The sequence below is a fragment of the Allobosea sp. OK403 genome (genome assembly GCF_900113835.1).
Classification (GTDB): domain Bacteria; phylum Pseudomonadota; class Alphaproteobacteria; order Rhizobiales; family Beijerinckiaceae; genus Allobosea.
In genome coordinates, this window is sequence record NZ_FOQV01000007.1 from 120,234 (window position 1) to 140,057 (window position 19,824).

The window sequence follows — 19,824 nt, forward strand, 5'->3', positions numbered from 1 at the left end:
ACCCATGATTCAGGGAACGAACCGTCGTCGCCTTTTGGGTGGCCTTGCCGCCAGCGTTTCGCTCGCGGCCGTCATCATCGTCAACGCCACCGCCAATCACGCGCAGGGCGACACCCCGCCTGCCGCCCCACCGGCGACACCGGTTTCGGTCGCGACCGTGGAGCAGCGCGATCTCGTCACCTGGGCCGAGTTCTCCGGCCGGCTGGAGGCGATCGAGCGCGTCGAGGTGCGTTCGCGCGTCTCCGGCGTGATCGAGGCCGTGCATTTCCGCGAGGGCAGCCTCGTCAAGCAGGGCGACCTGCTGATCAGCATCGACCAGGCGCCTTATCTCGCCGAATTCGAGCGGACGCAGGCGCAGGTGCTGGCGGCAGAGGCCCGCGTCGCGCTGGCTGCCGGCGAGAATGAGCGCGGCCAGCAATTGATGGCGAGCCGCAACGTCTCGCAGAAGGATCTCGACACGCGCTTCAATGCGCTGCGCGAGGCGCAGGCCAATCTGCGCGCCGCCCAGGCCGCCCAGCAGACCGCGCGGCTCAACCTCGACTACACCCAGATCCGTGCGCCGATCAGCGGGCGCATCGGCCGGCTCGATGTCACCATCGGCAACCTCGTCGCGGCGGGTGCAAGCGCGCCGCTGATGACGACGCTGCTCTCGGTCGATCCGATCTATGCGGCCTTCAATGCCGACGAGAAGACGGTGCTCGACGCTCTCGCCTCGCTGCCGGAGGGCAATCGCTCGCTCGAGCAGATCCCGGTCAGGCTCACGACCGCGACCAGCGAAGGCGCGAGCTTCACCGGCAAGCTGCGCTTCGTCGATAACGGCATCGACGCCGCCAGCGGCACGGTGCGCGTGCGCGCCGTGCTCGACAATCCCGGCGGCAAGCTGATGCCGGGCCAGTTCGTCCGGGTCCAGATGGGGCAGGCCCGTTCCGAGCCGGCGCTGGTCATCAATGAGCGCGCCGTCGGCACCGACCAGAACAAGAAGTTCGTCTTCGTCGTCGGCGCCGACAGCAAGGCCGCCTGGCGCGAGGTCACTCTCGGCGCGTCGAATGACGGGCTGCGCATCGTCACCAGCGGCCTGAAGGCCGGCGAGCGGATTATCGTCAACGGCCTGCAGCGCATCCGGCCGGGAGCGACCGTCGCGCCCGAATCCGTGCCGATGGCCGAAAAGTCCGAACTGCGCGCGGCCAAGACCGAACTCGCCCAACGTTAGACCGCGACCACACACGCCACGTCGTCCCGGGTCTCCCTTCGGTCGCCCGGGACGACGACGCGTTTCGTCTCAAAGACATCCGCTCCAAAGGGGGGCGTGCCATGAACCTGTCCAAATTCTTCATCGACCGGCCGATCTTCGCCGGCGTCCTCTCTGTGCTGATCCTCGTCGCAGGCCTGCTCTCCCTGCGGGTCCTGCCGATCTCGGAATATCCCGAGGTCGTGCCGCCGACCATCGTGGTGCGCGCGCAATATCCAGGCGCCAACCCGCGGGTCATCGCCGAGACGGTGGCCACGCCGATCGAGGAGCAGATCAACGGCGTCGAAGGCATGCTCTACATGTCGAGCCAGGCGACGACCGACGGCGTGATGACGCTGAACGTCACCTTCAAGCTTGGCACCGACCCCGACAAGGCCCAGCAGCTCGTCCAGAACCGCGTCAGCCAGGCCGAGCCGCGGTTGCCGGAAGAGGTCCGCCGCCTCGGCGTGACCACGATCAAGAGCTCGCCTGACCTGACGATGGTGGTCCACATCACCTCGCCGAACGGCCGCTACGACATGACCTATCTGCGCAACTACGCCGTCCTCAACGTCAAGGACCGGCTGGCGCGCATCGACGGCGTCGGCCAGGTCCAGCTCTTCGGCTCGGGCGATTATTCGCTGCGCGTCTGGCTCGATCCGCAGAGGATGGCCGAGCACGGCCTTTCGCCGAGCGACGTCGTCAACGAGATCCGCGCCCAGAACGTCCAGGCCGCCGCCGGCGTCATCGGCTCCTCGCCGAACGCGCCCGGGCTCGACCTGCAGCTTTCGGTCAATGCGCAGGGCCGCCTCCAGAGCGAGGAGGAGTTCGGCGACATCATCATCAAGACCAGCGCGTCGGGCGCAGTGACGCGCTTGCGCGACGTCGCACGCATTGAACTCGGTGCGGCCGAATACGCGCTGCGCTCGCTGCTCAACGGCAAATCGGCCGTCGCAGTGCCGATCTTCCAGGCCCCGAACTCGAACGCCATCGCCATTGCCGACCATGTCCGGGAGGTGATGCAGGAGATCAAGCAGAACATGCCGGAGGGCGTGGACTACTCGATCGTCTACGACACCACCCAGTTCGTCCGGGCCTCGATCGAGGCCGTCGTCCATACGCTGCTGGAGGCGATCGCGCTCGTCGTGCTCGTCGTCATCGTCTTCCTGCAGACCTGGCGGGCCTCGATCATCCCGCTCGTCGCCGTGCCGATCTCGGTCATCGGCACCTTCGCGGTGATGTATCTCTTCGGCTTCTCGATCAATGCGCTCAGCCTCTTCGGCCTGGTGCTGGCGATCGGCATCGTCGTCGACGACGCCATCGTCGTGGTCGAGAATGTCGAGCGCAACATCGAGGGAGGCCTGGAGCCGCGCGAGGCGACCTACAAGGCGATGCGCGAGGTCTCCGGCCCGATCATCGCGATCGCGCTGGTGCTCGTCGCGGTCTTCGTGCCGCTGGCCTTCATCAGCGGCCTGACCGGCCAGTTCTACCGCCAGTTCGCGCTCACCATCGCAATCTCGACGGTGATCTCGGCGGTGAATTCGCTGACATTGTCGCCGGCGCTCGCCGCGCTGCTCTTGCGCTCGCACCATGCGCCCAAGGACCTGCTGACCCGCGTCATGGACGGCGTCTTCGGCTGGTTCTTCCGCGGCTTCAACCGCTTCTTCAACCGCTCCTCGCAGGCCTATGGCGGCGGCGTGAAGCGCATTCTCGGCCGCAAGACAGTGATGATGGTGGTCTATATCGGCCTGGTCGCGCTGACCGTCGGCCTGTTCCGCACCATCCCTGGCGGCTTCGTGCCCGGCCAGGACAAGCAGTACCTCGTCGGCTTCGCGCAGCTGCCTGACGCCGCGACGCTCGACCGCACGGAGGACGTCATCCGCCGCATGGACGAGATCGCCCTGAAGCATCCCGGCGTCGAGAACGCGATCTCCTTTCCCGGCCTCTCGATCAACGGCTTCACCAACTCCTCGAATGCCGGCATCGTCTTCGTCGGGCTGAAGTCGTTCGATCAGCGCAAGACGCCCGATCTCAATGGCGCCGCCATCGCCATGCAGCTCAACAAGGAGTTCGCCGGCATCAAGGAGGCGTTCATCGCCATGTTCCCGCCGCCGCCCGTCCAGGGGCTCGGCACCATCGGCGGCTTCAAGCTGCAGATCGAGGATCGTGCCGGCCTCGGCTACAAGGCGTTGGACGAGGCGACCAAGGCCTTCATGGCCAAGGCCGTGACGGCGCCTGAACTCGCGGGCATGTTCTCGAGCTTCCAGGTCAACGTCCCGCAGCTCTTCGCCGATATCGACCGCACCAAGGCGCGCCAGCTCGGCGTTGCCGTGACCGATGTCTTCGAGACGCTGCAGATCTATCTCGGCTCGTCCTATGTGAACGACTTCAACAAGTTCGGCCGCACCTACACCGTGCGCGTCCAGGCCGATGCGCCCTTCCGCGCCTATGCCGAGGATATCGGCAAGCTGAAGGTCCGCTCGAAATCGGGTGAGATGGTGCCGCTCAACGCCGTGCTGAACGTGCACAACGACACCGGGCCGGAACGCGCCATGCGCTATAATGGCTTCCTCAGCGCCGACATCAATGCCGGCGCCGCCCCGGGCTATTCCTCGGGGCAGGCCCAGGCCGCCGCCGAGCGCATCGCCAAGGAGACGCTGCCCAAGGGCTTCGCCTTCGAATGGACCGAGCTGACCTATCAGGAGATCCTGGCGGGCAACTCCGCCATGCTCGTCTTCCCGCTGGCGATCCTGCTCGTCTTCCTGGTGCTGGCGGCTCAGTATGAGAGCCTGACCCTGCCGATCGCGATCATCATGATCATCCCGATGGGCCTGCTCGCGGCGATGACCGGCGTCTGGTACACGGGCGGCGACAACAACGTCTTCACCCAGATCGGCCTCGTCGTTCTGGTTGGACTATCCGCCAAGAACGCGATCCTGATCGTCGAATTCGCTCGCGAACTGGAGTTCGAGGGCAGGACGCCGGTCCAGGCCTCGATCGAGGCGAGCCGCCTGCGTCTGCGGCCGATCCTGATGACCTCGCTTGCCTTCATCATGGGCGTGGTGCCGCTGGTGACGTCGACCGGCGCCGGAGCCGAGATGCGCCACGCCATGGGCGTCGCGGTCTTCGCCGGCATGATCGGCGTCACCGCCTTCGGCATCTTCCTGACGCCGGTGTTCTACGTGCTGATGCGCAAGTTGACCGGCAATAAGCCGCTGAAGCAGGTCGACCACCCGCCGGCCCAGAGGCTGGCCGAAGCAGCCTAAAGTCTCGAGCGGTCTCCGATCAAACTGGATCGGAAACCGCCCTAGCGCTTTGTTTTAACGCGTTTTCTTCACGCGAACCGGTGTCCACTTCGCTCGAAAACGCTCTTGAAAGACACAATCGCCGGAGCGTTTCCCGCTCCGGCGATTTTTCGTTCAGACGACGAGATCGAGCGGCGGCACCGGCTCGCCGCGCGAGACATGGGCCATATTGGCGAACATCCGCGTCACCGTCGGCGCGAAATTATCGGCGGCCATGGCGGCGAGATGCGGCGTCACGACGATGTTGTCGAGCGTCAGCAATTCGCTCTCGGCCGGCAGCGGCTCGACCGAGTAGACATCCATCGCCGCGCCGGCGATGTCCTTGGCGCGCAGCGCCACCACCAGGTCGGCCTCGTTGACGACGCCACCGCGCGCGACATTGATCAGCACGGCGGTCTTCTTCATCGCAGCCAAGGCAGCCTTGTCGATCAGATTGGTGGTCTCCGGCGTCAGCGGGCAATGCAGCGAGACGACGTCGGACTGGGCCAGAAGCTCGGCCATCGTGGCGTGCTTCACGCCGAGTGCGGCTTCCTCAGCGGCGCTGAGCGGCTGGCGCTTGGAATAGAGGATGGTGCAGCCGAAACCCTTGAGCAGCTTGGCGACATTCTTGCCGATGGCGCCAAAGCCGACGATGCCGACCGTCTTGCCCGAGAGCATGAAGGTCTCGCCCGGCAGATGTCCGGTGGCCCAATGCCCCTTCTTCAGCTCGGCATGGCCATAGCCGATATAGCGCAGCGCCGAGAGCATCAGTCCGAGCGTGAATTCGGCGACCGGAACGGCATTGCTGCCGGTGGTGCGGGCGACCTTGATGCCAAGCTCCTTCGCCGCGGCGACGTCGATATTATCGACGCCGACGCCCCATTTATGCAGCAGCTTCAGCTTCTTCGCCGCGCGCAGCACATCGGCGGAAACACCGACCTGGCCGGAGATGGCGTAGTCGGCCTCGGCGATGATCTCCTTCATGTGCTCGTCGCCGCGCGCCGTGCCGTGGGTCAGCACAAAACCGGGCGGCAGGAGGGCGCGCAGCTTCGTGGCGCGGTCGGGAGAGGTCATATCGAGCAGAACGATGGTTTCGGGCATGGTCAGGGATCCGGTCGCAGATGGGTCAGATGGTGAAGCGCACGCCGGCGCGAGCGAGCCCGCCGGAGATCGCGACGGGGGTGCCGTCGGCGCGCCAGCAGGCGGCGCCCGTCAGCGTGCCGTCGGGGTTGAAGGAGATGGCGTTCATGCCACCGGCGATGCGCGGCATGCGGACGATCCTGTGGCCGCGCGCCGTGAGCTCGTCGGCGACGCTGTCGGGGATCGCGGCCTCCAGTTCCAGCGCGCCGCCCTCGGTCCAGACGCGCGGCGCCTCGACCGCCTCCTGCAGGCTCATGCCGTGGTCGATCAGGTTGACGATCGCCTGCAGCGCCGAGGGGAAGATGCGCAGCGCGCCGGGCAGGCCGAGTGCGAAGGCGAGCTTGCCGTCGCGCAGCGCCATCATCGGCGCCATCGAGGTGAAGACGCGCTTGCCGGGCGCGATCGAGAGGGCGCGGCCGGGATGCGGGTCGAAGTTGAACATATAGTTGTTGGTCAGCATCCCAGTGCCGGGAATCTGCGTGCAGGCGCCGAAGAGGCCATTGATCGTCTGGGTCGAGGTGACGACATTGCCCTGGGCATCGGCGACCGTGACATGGGTCGTGTCGGCGGATTCGCCGCCCGAGAGCCCCGCGCTCCAGCTCTTGGCCTTGTCCATCGCGATCAGCGCACGCCGCTCGCTGGCATAGGCCTTGTCGATCAGGCGCTCGACCGGGACCTTGATGAAGGCGGGGTCGGCGGTGGCCACGGCCCGGTCGGCGAAGGCGATTTTCAAAGCTTCCGCCAGCAGGTGGACTGCATCCGCCGAGCCGAAGCCGAGCGAGCCGATGTCGTAGCCCTCGAGGATGTTGAGCATCTGCACGATATGCACGCCCGAGGAGGAGGGCGGCGGCGGGCCGACGATCTCGTAGTCGCGATAGGAGCCGCGCACCGGCTCGCGCGTCGCGACCTTGTAGGCGGCAAGGTCCGCCTGCTCGATCAGGCCGCCATTCGCCGCCATGAAATCGGTCAGCGCCTTGCCGAGCGGACCGTCATAGAGCGCAGCCGGTCCCTGCTTGGCGATCAGGCGCAGACTCTTGGCGTAGTCGGCCTGAACCAGCCGCGTGCCGGGCTCTATCGCCTTGTCTCCCACCAGCAGCAGCGCCGAAAGACCAGGATCGCGCGCGAGGTCGGCGACGTTGTCGCTGATGCAGTTGGAGAGATAGGGCGTCGTGACGAAGCCGCGTTCGGCCAGTGCGATCGCCGGCTGCAGCACCTCCTCGAGCGAGAGCGTGCCGAAGCGCGCCAGGGCCTCGCACCAGCCGGCGAGCGCGCCGGGAACCGCGACCGCCTTCGGCCCGACGACGTTGAGCCGGTCGCGCACGTCGCGCTGCCGGCCGACCTCGTCGGAGAGACAGTCATACATCTCGGCGCTCGCCTTGAGCGGCGCGGTCGAGAGACCGTCGAGCACGACATGGCGGCCATCGGCCATGCGGATATGCGCGACGCCGCCGCCGAGGATGCCGACCATCATCGGTTCGACGACGGTGAGCGCGAAGAGCGAGGCGACGGCGGCATCGATGGCATTGCCGCCGGCCAGCAGCATCTGCGAGCCAGCTGCCGAGGCCAGCGGATGGTTCGTCACCACCATGCCGCGCGAGCCGGTGGCGGGCTTCTTCTCGCAGGCGAAGGTCGCGACGCGCGGAACGGGAGGAGAGGAGGTCACGGTGTCGCCTCAGCCCTTCGCCGCGGCGATGGCGTCGAGCACCATCTTGGTCGCGCCGGAGAGATCGCCGAGCTTTTCGCCGGCCTTGACGCGGTCCTGGCTGCGCTCGCCGCGCTCTTGCCGGGCAAGCGCGGCGTCGGCGATCGCCTCGGCCTCGCCGCGCGGCAGCACCAGCACGCCCGATTCATCGGCCAGGATGACGTCGCCGGCCTTGACCGGAACATTGCCGCAGGAGATCGGCAGGTTCAGCGTGCCGCCGAGATTGTAGAGCCGTGTCGTGATCGGCGACATGCCCCGGCACCACATCGGGAAATCGCTGTCCTCGATCTCGGTCAGGTCGGTGCAGGGCCCGTCGACGATGCCGCCGATCGCGCCTGCGGCCTTGGCCGCGACCGTGACGCCGCCGCCCCAGCAGGCATGCTTGTCGTCGCCGAGCCGGTCAACGACGAGGATGTCGCCGGGCCGCAGCAGGCCGAGCGTGTGGTGCAGCAGCGTTGAATCCTGGCCGGGGATGGCGAGCGTCACGGCGGCGCCGGCGATGCGCTTGCCGCGCAGCAACGGCTGGATGCCGCGATCCATGAAGCCCCAATGCTGGGAATGGCCGATGGTCGCGGTTTCGACCTTCTGGAGCTTCTCGACGAGCGCGGCCGGCAGCTGCTCGGGCATGGGGGCGATGCGGTAATCGGGCATGATGTTCTCCTATTTTCCAACGGCGCGCGCGACGCCGACGAGACGTTCCACGATGACGACGACGATCAGCGTCGCGACGATCAGCAAGACGGACAGGGCCGCGACCAGCGGGTCGGTGCGGCCCTCGACATAGCGCACCATCTCGACCGGCAAGGTCGCGGCGCGCGGCCCCGACAGGAACAGCGAGATCACCGTTTCGTCGAAGGACAAGAGGAAGGACAGGCAGGCGCAGGCGATCAGCCCCGGCGTCGCCAGCGGCAGGGTCACGCGCCAAACCACGCGCCAGGGCTTTGCTCCAAGCGTCGCGGCAGCAGCCTCGATATCATCGGGCAAGGTCGAGAAGGCGGTCGTCATCATCCGGATCACGAAGGGTACGGTCACGGTCATGTGCCCGAGCACGAGGCCGGGCAGCGTCGCGGTCAAGCGCAGGGGCGTGAAGAACAAGAGCAGCGCGAGGCCCGTGATCAGGGTCGGCAACAGCAGCGGCGCGAGGAAGAAATTGGTCAATGCGCCGCGCCAGCGGAACTGCCCCTTGTTCAGCGCCAGCGCCGCGGGCACGCCGAGCGCCAGCGACAGCAGCGTGACCACGCAGGCGATCTGCACGCTGAGCCACAGCGCGTTCAGCAGCGGCTCATTATGCTCGAGCTGGTTGAACCAGCGCAGCGAATAGCCCGACGGCGGGAAAACGATGAAATTATCGGCGGAGAAGGCAAGCGCCACCACGATCGCGATCGGCGCCAGGATCAGCACATAGACGATTGCCGCAAGGCTGGAGAGAACGCGTCCGGCGCCGTTCATCGCTGCAATCCTCGCGCGGCGATGTTGGAGGCGACGAGCAGCAGGAGCAAAAGCACGAGCGTGTAGATCGCCAGCACCGAGGCCACCGGCCAATTGGTGTTGGTCGTCGCCTGCTCGAAGATCTCCGTCGCCAGCACGAAGACGCGCCCGCCGCCGAGCAACTTTGGCGTGATATAGGCCGACATCGAGAGCACGAAGCCCAGCCCCGCCGCCAGCGCCAGCGCCGGCAGGCTGAGCGGCAGCGTCACGCGCCAGAAGGTGCGTGCCGGCGAGGCGCCCAGGCTGCGCGAGGCCTCTTCCAGCGTCCGGTCGAGCTGGCCGAAGCCGGCGAGCAGCGCCAGGATCATATAGGGCATGATGCTCTCGGCCAGGCCGATGGTGACGCCGGTCCAGTTGAAGACGAGCTTGACCGGCGTCGAGATCAGGCCGAGCGACTGGGCCAGCGTGTTGACGAGGCCGCGATCGCCCAGGATCGCGAGCCAGCCGAAGACGCGCACCACCCCCGAGATCAGCATCGGCATGATAGCGATCACGGCGAGCAGCCCGCGAAAGCGCGAAGTGGTGCGGAACAGGAACAGCGCGACCGGGTAGGACAACGTCAGCGCGATCAGCGTCGCACTGAGCGAGAGCCAGAGCGAATTCAGCGTCAATTCGAAGGTGAAGCCGTCGCTGAAGACCTCCTGCGCGGTTTTCAGCGACCAGGCCTCGATCATTGCGCCGGTCGGGCCGGTCTCATTGAAGGCGTTCCGAAACAGGCCAAGCGTCGGCCAGGCATAGACCGCGAGCACGAACAGCGCCGCGGGCAGGACCAGCAGCTTCAGGCGCGCCGTGCCGGTCATGGCGTCTCGCGGGCAGACGGCCGGGCGAAGGGCAATGTGTCCCGCGCCTGCCAGATCACCGCGACCTCGGCGCCTTCCGGCAAGGCCGCCGTGCCCGACTGCGTCTCGATCGTGAGTTGTCCGCCTGCCCCCTCGAGCAGAACCTCGACATGGTCGCCGACGAAGACGCTGCGCAGCACGCGGCCGGTCACGCGCGCCATGCCATCCGCAACGGGTTCGGAGACAGGCACGATCCGCATGCGTTGCGGCCGGACGAACAGGTCGAACTCGCCGCTTGCCGGGGCCTTGACCGGCAGAGCCTGGCCCCAGAGCACGGCGCGGCCTTCCGCGTCGCGCGCCGCCGGCAGCGCATTGGCGCGGCCGACGAATTCGGCGACGAAGCGGGTTGCCGGGCGCTCATAGATATCCTCGGGCGAACCGATCTGCGCAATCCGCCCGCGATTCATCACCGCGATCCGGTCGCACATCGTCAACGCCTCGACCTGGTCATGCGTGACGAACAGGGTGGTGATCCCGAGCGAACGCTGAATCGAGCGGATCTCGTGGCGCATCGTGTCGCGCAGCTTGGCATCGAGATTGGAGAGGGATTCGTCGAGCAGGAGCACGGCGGGCCGGATCACCAAGGCGCGCGCCAGCGCCACGCGCTGCTGCTGTCCGCCCGAGAGTTCGCGCGGCCGCCGCCCGTCGAGGCCAGCCAGCCGCACCAGCGCGAGTGCTTCCGTGACCTGCCGCGCGATCTCCGCCTTGTTGACGCCGCGCTCCTCCAGCCCGAAGCCGACATTGCGCGCGACGGACAGATGCGGAAACAGCGCGTAGGACTGGAAGACATAGCCCATATTGCGCCGATGCGCCGGCAGCCGCGTGATCTCGGTGCCGTCGAGGCGGATCGCGCCGCGATCGGGATCGACCAGCCCCGCCAGCATGCGCAAGGTCGTGGTCTTGCCGCAGCCGGAGGGGCCGAGCAGCGCGACGGCCTCGCCTTGCTCGACGGAGAGCGAGACGTCATCGACAGCGACGGAATCGCGATAGCGCTTCTGCAGGCCGGAGAGTTCGAGATAGCTCATCGGGTGGTTCTGCTCACCGTGCCGCCGCGATCACCTCGCGCCGCCAGCGGTTGTTCCACTGGTCGCGCACCTTGAGCACGTCGTTCCAATCGAGCCCGATCATGCGGGCGCGGCTTTCCGGCGCGGCGGCGGTGCGGGCGATGGCCTTGGGGTCGATCGCGGCCTGGGCGTTGGTCGGCGCGTAGAACATGCGCTCGGTGAAGGCCTTCTGTGCGGCTTGCGACAGGGCGTAGTTGACGAAGGCAGCCGCGGCCGCGCGGTTCTTCGAGCCGGCGGTCAAGTTGATCGTGTTGATCTGGAAGACCGAGCCCTCCGGCGGCAACAAGGCGCCGATCTTGCCGCCGGTCTGGTCAGCATAGAGCTGCGAGCGCGCATTCCAGCCGGTGGCGACCTTCACCACGCCGTTGAGGATCAGCGAGTAGCCGTCGGGATTGGGCTCGAAAGTGTTCACGGAAGGCGCGAGTTCGCGCAGCTTCTTGATCGCGCCGTCGATCGATTTGCGATAGTCGCCGCCGGTCATCTTCTCGACCATCGCGGTCAGCGCCAGGCCCTGGATATTGGGCGGGGCCGAAATGGCGAGCTGGCCCTTGAGGTCAGGCCGCCAGAGATCGGCAAGCGTCGTGAGCGGAGGCTTGAGGTTCTGGGTGTCGTAGACCAGCACGAGGTGGTCGAAGGTGACGGCCGGGCCGTATTCGCCGCCGGCCGCCCGCGCCTCGGGCAGGAGCTCGTTCAGCACCGGGAATTCCGCTGGCGTCAGCTTCTCGAACAGGCCCTCGCTATTGCCGATGCTCGAGGTCGTCACGTCCATGATCGCGACGTCGATCTGCGGGTCGGCCTTCTGGGCGCGCACGCTGCCGACCATCTGGGCCGAGGTGCCGCCGGGCGCGAAGTTCACCTTGATGCCGGGAAAGGCCTGCTGGAACGGCTCGATCACGGTCTTGGTGTAGTTGTCCTGGAAGATGCCGCTATAGGACATCAGCGTGATCGAGCCGCTGAGGCCCTGCGCTCGGACGATCGCGGGGGCGGCGATGCTGGCAAGGCCGGCCTGGATGACGAGACGCCGTGTCGGCATGGGGACACCTCCTGCAGGATTGTTGGCCGGCGGCGCCGATGCGCCGCCGGTCCTCATCGAAAACGGGAGCTCAGGCTTCGATCTTGCTGGCGAAATGCGCGATGAAGCGGGCGCAGATCTCGGTCAGCTTCTCGGTCAGCGCTGCCCCGGTCTCGGCCGAGCACAGCTTGGGATCGCCCTTGGCGACGCCGAGATTGTAGACCTCGTCATATTCGTTGGGCATCGCCACTTCCGCGCCCTCGAAGCTTGCGGTGCCGAGCCCCGTGAAGGGCAGGTCGAGGATGGGGTCGCGCTTCAGCGGCTTGCCCTCCGGGATCAAATCCTTGCGGATCAGTTCGGGGAAGAGATGCAGGCCGATCGAGGTCAGCGGGTCGGCGCCATGGCCGGAGACGGCAGCTGCCTTCTCGGCGCCGACGATCGAAGGCAACAGGCCGTAGCCGATGCGCCAGAGATAGAGGCTCGGCAGCACGATCTGCTCGCGCAGATAGAGCTCGCGCGCGACCTCGCCGATCGGCCCGACATTGCCGCCATGGCCGTTGATGACGATGATGCGGGTCAGGCCGTTGCGATGCAGGCTATCGACCATTTCGGCGATGACGGTGGTCAGCGTCGCCTGCGAGATGGCGATGCCGCCGGTCATCGAGCCGAACCAGTCGGCGCCGCCGAAGGGCAGGACCGGGGCGACGAGCGTGCGCGTGCCGGCCTTGGTGGCGCGGATGGCGGCGAGCTCGGCGATCTTCTCGGCCAGCAGGTAATCGCCCATCGGCGCATGCGGGCCCTGATCCTCATGGCTGCCCATCGGCAGCAGGATCACGGGATTGGTCTTCAGGATCTCGCGGGCTTCGCCGCCGGAGATCGTGCCCATATGGACGAGCGGATCGGTCTTTGCAGCCATGGGTCAGGTTCCTGTGTCGAGGCTGGTGGTAAAGAGGTCGCGGCGGGATCAGCGTCCCGACGTGCGTGGATCGACAGCGTCGCGCAGCGCGTCGCAGAGCAGGTTCATCGCGAGGATCGTCAGCGTCAGCGCGGCGCAGGGCCAGACCAGGAGCAGCGGCGCCTGTTCCATGGTGGCGCGCGCGCCCCGGATCATCAGGCCCCATGACGGAGCCGGCGGCACGACGCCGAGACCCAGGAAGGACAGGCCGCTCTCGAGCACCACCGCGGCGGCGACCGCCAGTGACAACTGCACCAGGATCGGTCCGGCGATATTGGGCAGCACCGTGCGCAGCAGGATGTACCAGGTGCGCCCGCCGAGCGCGCGCGTCGCCTCGACATAGTCGCGCCCGCGCACCGAGAGCACTTCGGAATAGGTCACACGCGCGAAGCCGGGCAGATACAGCACGGAGAGGACGAGGATCAGCGTCGCCGCGCCCGGTCCGAGCAAGGTCACCACGAGCAGCGCCAGCAGCACGGGCGGGAAGCACAGGATGATGTCCATGCTGCGCACCGACAGGAAGGCGGCGGTGCCACGCGACCAGCCGCCGATCAGGCCGAGCACGACGCCGATCAGGCCCGCCGTCAGCGCCGAGGCGAAGGCGACGCCCAGGCTGGTGCGCGCACCCCAGATCAAGCGGGAGAGCACGTCGCGGCCGAATTCGTCGCGGCCGAGCCAGGAGGTCGCGGTCGGCGCGGCCAGTCGCCGGGCGATGTCCTGCCGCACCGGATCGGGCAGGCCGAGCACGGGCGCGGCGATGGCGATGAGGATGATCAGCGCGACGAAGGCGCCGGGGAACCAGAGACGCTTCATGGTGCGCTGACCCGGGGATCGAGGACGGCGTGGATCAGTTCCACGATCAGGTTGATCAGCAGGAACAGCACCGAGATCGTCAGGACGATGCCGACCACCATCGGGTAGTCGCGCGCCTCGACCGCGCGCAGCAGCGGCGTCGAGAGACCTGGCCAGTTGAAGACGTATTCGACCAGAACGGTGCCCCCCAGCAACGTGCCCATCTGCAGGCCGAGCACGGTGACGACCGGGTTCAGCGCGTTGCGCAGCACATGGACGAAGAGCACGCGGCCGGGCGCGAGGCCCTTGGCGCGCGCGGTGCGGACATAGTCATTGGCCAGCGCGTCGAGCATCGAGGCCCGCGTCATCCTGAACAGCACGGCCGCCAGGCCCTTGCCGATGGCGATCGCGGGCAAGGTCAGGAGCTTGAGATGCAGGACGGGGTCCTGCGTCAGCGGCGTGAAGCCGCCGGCCGGCATCAATCGCAGGGTCTGCGCGAACAGCAGCACGAGCAGCGTGCCGACCACGAAGACCGGTATCGCCAGCAGCAGCGCGGTGACGCCCGACGCGATCCGGTCGAACCGGCCGCCGCGATGCAGCGCTGCATAGACGCCGGCCGGAACGCCGATCGCGATTGCAAGCAGCGTTCCGGCGAAGATCAGTTCTAGCGTGCGTGGCAGCCTGAGCGCGATCTCGCTCAGCACCGGATAATCGTCGACGAGCGAAGTGCCGAGATCGCCCCGGAGCAAGCCGCCGAGAAAGCTGCCATATTGCACGAGGATGGGCTGGTTGAGCCCAAGCTTCTCGCGCAGTTCCGCGACGGTCGCAGGGTCGGGCGAGGTGCCGCCGGTCGAGAGCAGGAGCTCGGCGGGATCTCCGGGCACCATGTGCAGTGCCATGAAGACGATCGTCGCGACGATCCAGGCCAGGACCAGCGCGATCAGGATACGGTGTGCGAACCAGACAGCGCTCATCCGAAGAAGGTCTCTTCAAGCATGCCGCCGGACGACGTCGTCAGCGCGCCGGGCAGGTTGGTGAAGCCCTTGACGCCCTTGTCCATACCGTACCCCTGTTCACGCCAGGCAAGACCGACAAGCGGCACTTCCTCCAGCGCCGCGCGCTGCATCACCTTATAGATCTCGACGCGCTTGGCCTGGTCGAATTCGCCGCGGCCTTTCGCCAGTGCGGCGACAGTGCGCGGCGCATCGACCTTGAAGGAGCGGCCATGGGTCGGCGAGAGCGAGGTGTCGAGCACCACGGTCAGCCCGTCCGGGTCGTTGTTGTCGGCGGAGACGCCGTGGATCGCCATGTCGTACTGGCCGCGCGAGCCTCTGGAGACGCGGGTCGACCAGTCCGGCAGCTGCAGCTCGCACTGGATGCCGATCGCTGCAAGATGCTGCTGCACGACCTCGGCGGTATCCTTGTGCATGCCGAACTGGGCGGTTGCGAGCAGCGTCGTCTGGAAGCCGTTGGCATAGCCCGCTTCGCTCAGCAGCGCCTTGGCCCGGGCAGGGTCGTAGTTCCAGCCATGTGCCAGCTCCTTGTCGTACCAGGGCGTGCCCTCGACGATCGGCAGGCCTTCGAGCGGCTTGCCGCGGCCGAAGAAGGCGACCTTGACGATATCCTCGCGTTTGATGGCGTGGGCGACGGCGCGGCGCACGCGCGCATCGTTGAAGGGCGGCTTCGTACCGTTGAAGAGCACGTCCATGAACGGCCCTTCGACAGTATCGAGCTTGAGGCGTTGATCGGCCTCGACTGCGGCCATGGACTGCCACGGCACATATTCGATCATGTCGACATCGCCGGACTGCAGCGCGGCGTTGCGCAGATTCTCGTCGGCATAGACGATGAACTTGATGCCCTTCAGCTTGGGGAAGCCGGGCTTGTAGAACTTGTCGAAGGCCACGAGGCTGAGTGAGCTGCCGCGCTCCTGCCCGGCGAGCCGGAAGGGGCCGGCGCCGATCGGCTCATTCGCCGTCGAGTTCCGCCAGATGATGAAGGTGTTGTAGTTGGCAAACCAGGTCGGCAGCGTCGCCTGGGGTTCCTTGATGACGATGCGGATGCTGCGCGGGTCGGGGATTTCGACCCGCTCGATGCCCTGGAACTGGGAGCGCATATAGGCCGTCGATTTCTCGCCGGCAATCTGCTCGATCGACCACTTCACGTCCTCGGCGGTGACCGGCTCGCCATTATGGAACAGGCAGCCCTGGCGCAGTTTGAAGATCCAGGCGCCGTCCCCGTCGATCGCCCAGGACTCCGCCAGTTCGCCGCGCAATTCGCCCTTGCTGTCATAGGTGACTAGGCTGCGATGCGTCAGCATCTTGACCGTGCCGGCCGATGCGCCGGTCGAGACCCAGGGCTGGAGGTTGGGCGGAAAGGCCGAGAGGCCGAAGCGGAGAATGCCGTTGGCGCGCTGTGCCGCCGCAGGCCGGGAGAGCAGGGGCGATGCCAGCAGCGGAGCTGCGAGGCCTGCTCCAAGGACGGTGCGGCGGGAGATCGTCATGCGCTGATCCTGTGCTTCGGGCCGCATTCGGCGCCGGTTTCGGGCGTCGCCGCGCTGAGCAAGAAAAGCGCCATCATGGTGCGGTGTGCCCGGCAGCCTGAGCCGGCACATCCTGCGCCAGTCCAGGCTGCGCGCAAGCCTCTATTCGATCTTTCCGCTCGTCGTGCAATTTCATGATGCTTCATGTATACGTGGCGGATGTTTTGATGTCTACGACCTCGCTCGCTATGAAGCGCGGTCGCATGCTGCAAACGGATGGAAACATGAAGCCGCGCCAGGCGCAGCCATCGGACGCGAAGCCCGCCCGTGAGCGGGTCTATCTTTATGTCCGGGAAGAGATCCTGCGCGGACATTTCGCCGGCGGCTCCTTCATCGAGGAGGAGCAGATCTCGTCTGCGATGAAGGTATCGCGTACGCCCGTCCGCGAGGCCTTCCACCGGCTGGAGGCCGAGCGCTTCATCGACCTGCTGCCGCGCCGCGGGGCGCTCGTTCGGCAGGTCACGGCGCAGGAGCTCGTCGACCTCTACGAGACCAGGCGCATGATCGAGGGCTATGCCGTCGCCCGGATCTGCCAGCAGAAGATTCCAATTCCCGCCGAGATGGCGACGATCCTCGATCAGATGGACGCGATTTCCAACAGCGATCATTTCCCGCGCGTCGAGCTCAACCGGCGCTTCCATTTCACCATGGTCGGCGCGCTCGGCAACGAGGTGTTGTCCGAGCTCTATCAATCGCTCGGCTCCCGGCAGCAGCGTGTCGCGATGACGGCGATGAGCGTCGATCCCAACCGGGTCGATCGCATCCGGATCGAGCATCGCGCTTTGCTCGCGGCCCTGCAGGCGGGCGACGAGGCACAGGCGCGCGCGGTGCTGGAGCAGCATCTGCGCCCGATCGTCGGCGTCGTCTCGCGGCTGCCGGGTTATGGGCCGGGCGAGGGCGACTGAGATGCGCTGCAGCCTAGAGCAATGTCCGATCCAGGTGGATCGTTCAATTGCTCTAGCCCCTTGTTTGAACACGTTTTCTTCACGCGAACCGGTGTCCACTTCGCTTGAAAACGCTATCGAGGACCGATGCGATTGGAGCGCGTTCATGCGGCCCCCGCATAGGCCTCGATCGTCTCGAACAGTTTGCGTGAGACTACGACGCCATCGCGCGCCGTGCGCTGGCGTGCGCCATTGCGCCTCTCGCCGGGAAGCCGCGCGCCCTCCTGCCCGGTGATCGCGCCGAAGAGGCGCTCCAGCCGGTCCGATGCGCCGGCCTCCGTCAGCGCCCCGAAATCGATCGCGATGAAGCATTGGCCCGTGCGGGGCGAGCCGCCGAGATTATCGGCGAAGGAGGAAGCGTCGATCGAGAGATTGGCGCCGGTCAGCCAGGCGGCGAAGATCTCGACGATGAGGGCAAGCCCCGCGCCCTTATAGCCGCCTGCCGGCACCATGGTGCCGCCCGCCAGCGCCGCCTTCGGATCGGTCGTCGGGTTACCGTCCCTGTCGAGCGCCCAGCCGAGCGGGATTGGCTCATTGCGCTGCTGATGGACGACGATCTCGCTCTTGGCGACGACACTCGAAGACTGGTCGAGCACGAGCGGCTCGCGGCCGGCGCGGGGCACGGCGATAGCGATCGGGTTGGTGCCGAAGACCGGCCTTGTACCGCCCATCGGCGCGATCGAGGCCGGCGCATTGACGAAGCCGAGCGCCAGCAGGCCCTCCCGAGCGATGCGCTCGACATGGTAGCCGACGACGCCGCAATTATAGGAATTGGTCACCGCCAGCGCAGCGATGCCCTGGGCCTTTGCCGCCTCGCACAGCGCCGGCAGGCCGAAATCGATCGCCGGATGGGCGAAACCGCCCTTGGCGTCGACGCGCACCAGGCCGGGCTTGGGGCTGTCGAGCACCGGCCGTGCCCGGCCGTCGATCTTGCCGACCCTGGCATGCTCGCAATAGGTCGGCAGCCGGGCGAGGCCGTGGCTATGGATGCCCTCGGCCTCGGCTGCGACCACGGAGGCGGTGATCGCAGCTTCGTTGCGCGGGTCGACGCCGCAGGCGAGCAAGGCCCGCCGCGTCAGCGTTTCGACCTGCGCGAGGCTGAGCGGAACGCCGTCCGCTGGCTGATGAGCGCTCATGCCGCGGCTCCCTTCTCTGTCTCGACGCCGTAGAGCGCGGCCGCCTGTTGCGAGCTGACCATGCCGTCGGCGAGATCCTTGGCGAGGCGCTGCGGGTCGCGCTTCTGCGGGTCGCCGAAGCCGCCGCCGCCGGAGGTCTCGATGGTGACGATGTCGCCGGACGTCAGCGGAATGCCGGAGACTTTCGAGCGCAAAGAGAGCTGCGAGCCGTCAGCGCGGGTCACCGTGGTCCGGCTGAGTGAGCCGGGCTCGCCGCCCTGGATGCCATAGGGGGCGTGCCGGAAGCGCTCGAAATTGGTCGAGAGCGAGCCTTCCGCCGCATCGAGCCGCCATTCGCGCACCAGGCCCAGCCCGCCGCGGAACTGGCCGGCACCGCCCGAATCCGGGATCAGCCCGTATTTGGTGAAGGTCACCGGATATTTCGCCTCGACCATCTCGATCGGCGCATTGGTGTTGTTGTGCAGGCCGCAGGACAGGGCGCTGGCGCCGTCACCCCCGGCATGGCCGCCCCAGCCGCCGACCTCGATGTCGAAATAGACCTGGCGCTTGCCGGCCGGGTTGGTCGTCTGCAGCGCGTAGACATAGGAGATCGCGTAATAGGCCGCCGGGATGCGCTCGGGCACGATCTGCGCCAGCGCGCCGAATACGGCCGTTGCGATGCGGTGGTTGACGACCATGCGACCCGCGACCGGCGCGGGGAAGGCGGCGTTGACGACGCTGCCTTCGGGCAGCGTCACCGTCACCGCGCGGTAGCAGCCGGAATTGGCCGGAATGTCGCCGCCCAGCGCCGCGAGCAGCGCGTAATACACCGCCGAGCAGGTCATCGCCGGCGTATTGTTGACGGGGCCGCGGACCTGACGGCTGGAGCCTGCGAAGTCGAGCCCGATCGTCTCGCCGGTCTTGGTGATCTTGACCTGGAGCCGGATCGGTTCGTCAGACTGGCCGTCATCATCGACCAGCTCGACGAAGGAGGCCTCGCCATCCGGCAATGCCTTCAGCGCGGCCCGCATCATCCGCTCCGAGCCGTCGAGGATCGCGGCCATCGCCGCGGCGAGAGGGTCCGAGCCATATTTCTTCGCCATGCGCGCGACCGCGCGCTCGCCGATGCCGAGCGCCGCGATCTGGGCGTTGAGGTCGCCTCGGGTCTCGTCGGGCTGGCGGACATTGTGCAGCAGCATCTCGAAGACGCCGCTGTTCAGCACGCCCTTGTCGACGAGCCTGAGCGGCGGGATGCGGATGCCTTCATGGAAGACCTCGGTCGCGCCGGCATAATAGCTGCCGGCCGCGCCGCCGCCGACATCGACATGGTGGCAGAGCGTGCCGACGATGGCGACGCGCCTGCCATCGACGAAGACCGGCCGGAAGGTCTGGATATCGGGCAGATGCTGGCCGCCGGAATAGGGATCGTTGGTGACGATGACGTCACCGTCGTTCCATTGCTCGAGCGGGATGAAGCGGTCGAGGATCGTGCGCAGACAGTCCGACATCGAGTTGAGATGGACCGGAATCCGTGCGGATTGGGCGATGTTGTTGCCCTGCGCATCGAAGACGGCGGTGGAGAAATCGAGGATCTCGCGCACCACGGTCGAACGGCTGGTGCGCCAGATCGTGATGCTCATCTCCTCGGACGCGGCGACGAGCGCGTTGCGGATGACTTCGAGGCGGATCGGGTCGATGCCGTGCTGAAGATCGCTCATG

The 19,824-nt window shown here is 67.0% G+C and carries 16 protein-coding genes; 3 read left to right on the forward strand and 13 right to left on the reverse strand.

Translation table 11 applies throughout. The annotated features are described in order from the left end of the window. Positions 1-4: 4 nt before the first annotated feature. Positions 5-1,210, forward strand: coding sequence for an efflux RND transporter periplasmic adaptor subunit (locus BMZ97_RS21435; RefSeq protein WP_092174398.1), 1,206 nt, complete (start codon positions 5-7; stop codon positions 1,208-1,210). Positions 1,211-1,311: 101 nt separating this feature from the next. Then, positions 1,312-4,494 (forward strand): efflux RND transporter permease subunit, encoded by a 3,183-nt coding sequence (locus tag BMZ97_RS21440; RefSeq protein WP_092174401.1) that lies wholly within the window; start codon positions 1,312-1,314, stop codon positions 4,492-4,494. Between the two features lie 153 nt (positions 4,495-4,647). On the opposite strand, the gene BMZ97_RS21445 is transcribed toward BMZ97_RS21440, so the two are convergent. From BMZ97_RS21445 to BMZ97_RS21495, 11 genes are all read right to left on the reverse strand, one after another. After that, positions 4,648-5,613: a 2-hydroxyacid dehydrogenase gene (locus BMZ97_RS21445; RefSeq protein ID WP_092174403.1), complete on the reverse strand. Its 966-nt coding sequence runs from the start codon at positions 5,611-5,613 to the stop codon at positions 4,648-4,650. 25 nt (positions 5,614-5,638) lie between these two features. Next, on the reverse strand, positions 5,639-7,240 hold the full coding sequence (gene ggt / locus BMZ97_RS21450; RefSeq protein ID WP_092174737.1) for a gamma-glutamyltransferase: 1,602 nt from the start codon (positions 7,238-7,240) through the stop codon (positions 5,639-5,641). Positions 7,241-7,324: 84 nt separating this feature from the next. After that, positions 7,325-8,005 (reverse strand): RraA family protein, encoded by a 681-nt coding sequence (locus BMZ97_RS21455; protein WP_092174406.1) that lies wholly within the window; start codon positions 8,003-8,005, stop codon positions 7,325-7,327. 9 nt (positions 8,006-8,014) lie between these two features. Beyond that, positions 8,015-8,803, reverse strand: coding sequence for an ABC transporter permease (locus tag BMZ97_RS21460; RefSeq protein ID WP_092174409.1), 789 nt, complete (start codon positions 8,801-8,803; stop codon positions 8,015-8,017). Beyond that, entirely contained in the window at positions 8,800-9,642 is an 843-nt protein-coding gene (locus BMZ97_RS21465) for an ABC transporter permease (RefSeq protein ID WP_092174412.1), read from the reverse strand. The genes BMZ97_RS21460 and BMZ97_RS21465 overlap by 4 nt, the downstream gene beginning before the upstream one ends. Further along, on the reverse strand, positions 9,639-10,706 hold the full coding sequence (locus BMZ97_RS21470) for an ABC transporter ATP-binding protein (RefSeq protein ID WP_092174414.1): 1,068 nt from the start codon (positions 10,704-10,706) through the stop codon (positions 9,639-9,641). Before BMZ97_RS21470 ends, BMZ97_RS21465 begins: the two co-directional genes overlap by 4 nt. 13 nt (positions 10,707-10,719) lie before the next feature. Next, a complete protein-coding gene (locus tag BMZ97_RS21475) occupies positions 10,720-11,778 on the reverse strand; it encodes an extracellular solute-binding protein (protein WP_092174417.1) in 1,059 nt (352 codons plus the stop codon). A gap of 70 nt (positions 11,779-11,848) precedes the next feature. Beyond that, the gene (locus BMZ97_RS21480; RefSeq protein ID WP_069689461.1) at positions 11,849-12,673 is read right to left on the reverse strand and encodes a creatininase family protein; all 825 of its coding nucleotides are present in this window, start codon (positions 12,671-12,673) and stop codon (positions 11,849-11,851) included. Between the two features lie 48 nt (positions 12,674-12,721). Then, positions 12,722-13,525, reverse strand: coding sequence for an ABC transporter permease (locus BMZ97_RS21485; protein WP_092174421.1), 804 nt, complete (start codon positions 13,523-13,525; stop codon positions 12,722-12,724). Beyond that, positions 13,522-14,478: an ABC transporter permease gene (locus tag BMZ97_RS21490; protein WP_092174424.1), complete on the reverse strand. Its 957-nt coding sequence runs from the start codon at positions 14,476-14,478 to the stop codon at positions 13,522-13,524. Before BMZ97_RS21490 ends, BMZ97_RS21485 begins: the two co-directional genes overlap by 4 nt. Beyond that, a complete protein-coding gene (locus BMZ97_RS21495) occupies positions 14,475-16,007 on the reverse strand; it encodes an ABC transporter substrate-binding protein (protein ID WP_092174427.1) in 1,533 nt (510 codons plus the stop codon). The genes BMZ97_RS21490 and BMZ97_RS21495 overlap by 4 nt, the downstream gene beginning before the upstream one ends. A 263-nt stretch (positions 16,008-16,270) precedes the next feature. Between BMZ97_RS21495 and BMZ97_RS21500 the strand changes: the two genes are divergently transcribed. After that, positions 16,271-16,951, forward strand: a complete 681-nt coding sequence (locus BMZ97_RS21500; RefSeq protein WP_092174740.1) for a GntR family transcriptional regulator — start codon at positions 16,271-16,273, stop codon at positions 16,949-16,951. Between the two features lie 143 nt (positions 16,952-17,094). Here the strand turns inward: BMZ97_RS21500 and BMZ97_RS21505 are convergent, their stop codons facing one another. Then, positions 17,095-18,126 (reverse strand): Ldh family oxidoreductase, encoded by a 1,032-nt coding sequence (locus tag BMZ97_RS21505; protein WP_092174429.1) that lies wholly within the window; start codon positions 18,124-18,126, stop codon positions 17,095-17,097. After that, on the reverse strand, positions 18,123-19,823 hold the full coding sequence (locus BMZ97_RS21510; protein WP_092174432.1) for a hydantoinase B/oxoprolinase family protein: 1,701 nt from the start codon (positions 19,821-19,823) through the stop codon (positions 18,123-18,125). Before BMZ97_RS21510 ends, BMZ97_RS21505 begins: the two co-directional genes overlap by 4 nt. Position 19,824: the final 1 nt, after the last annotated feature.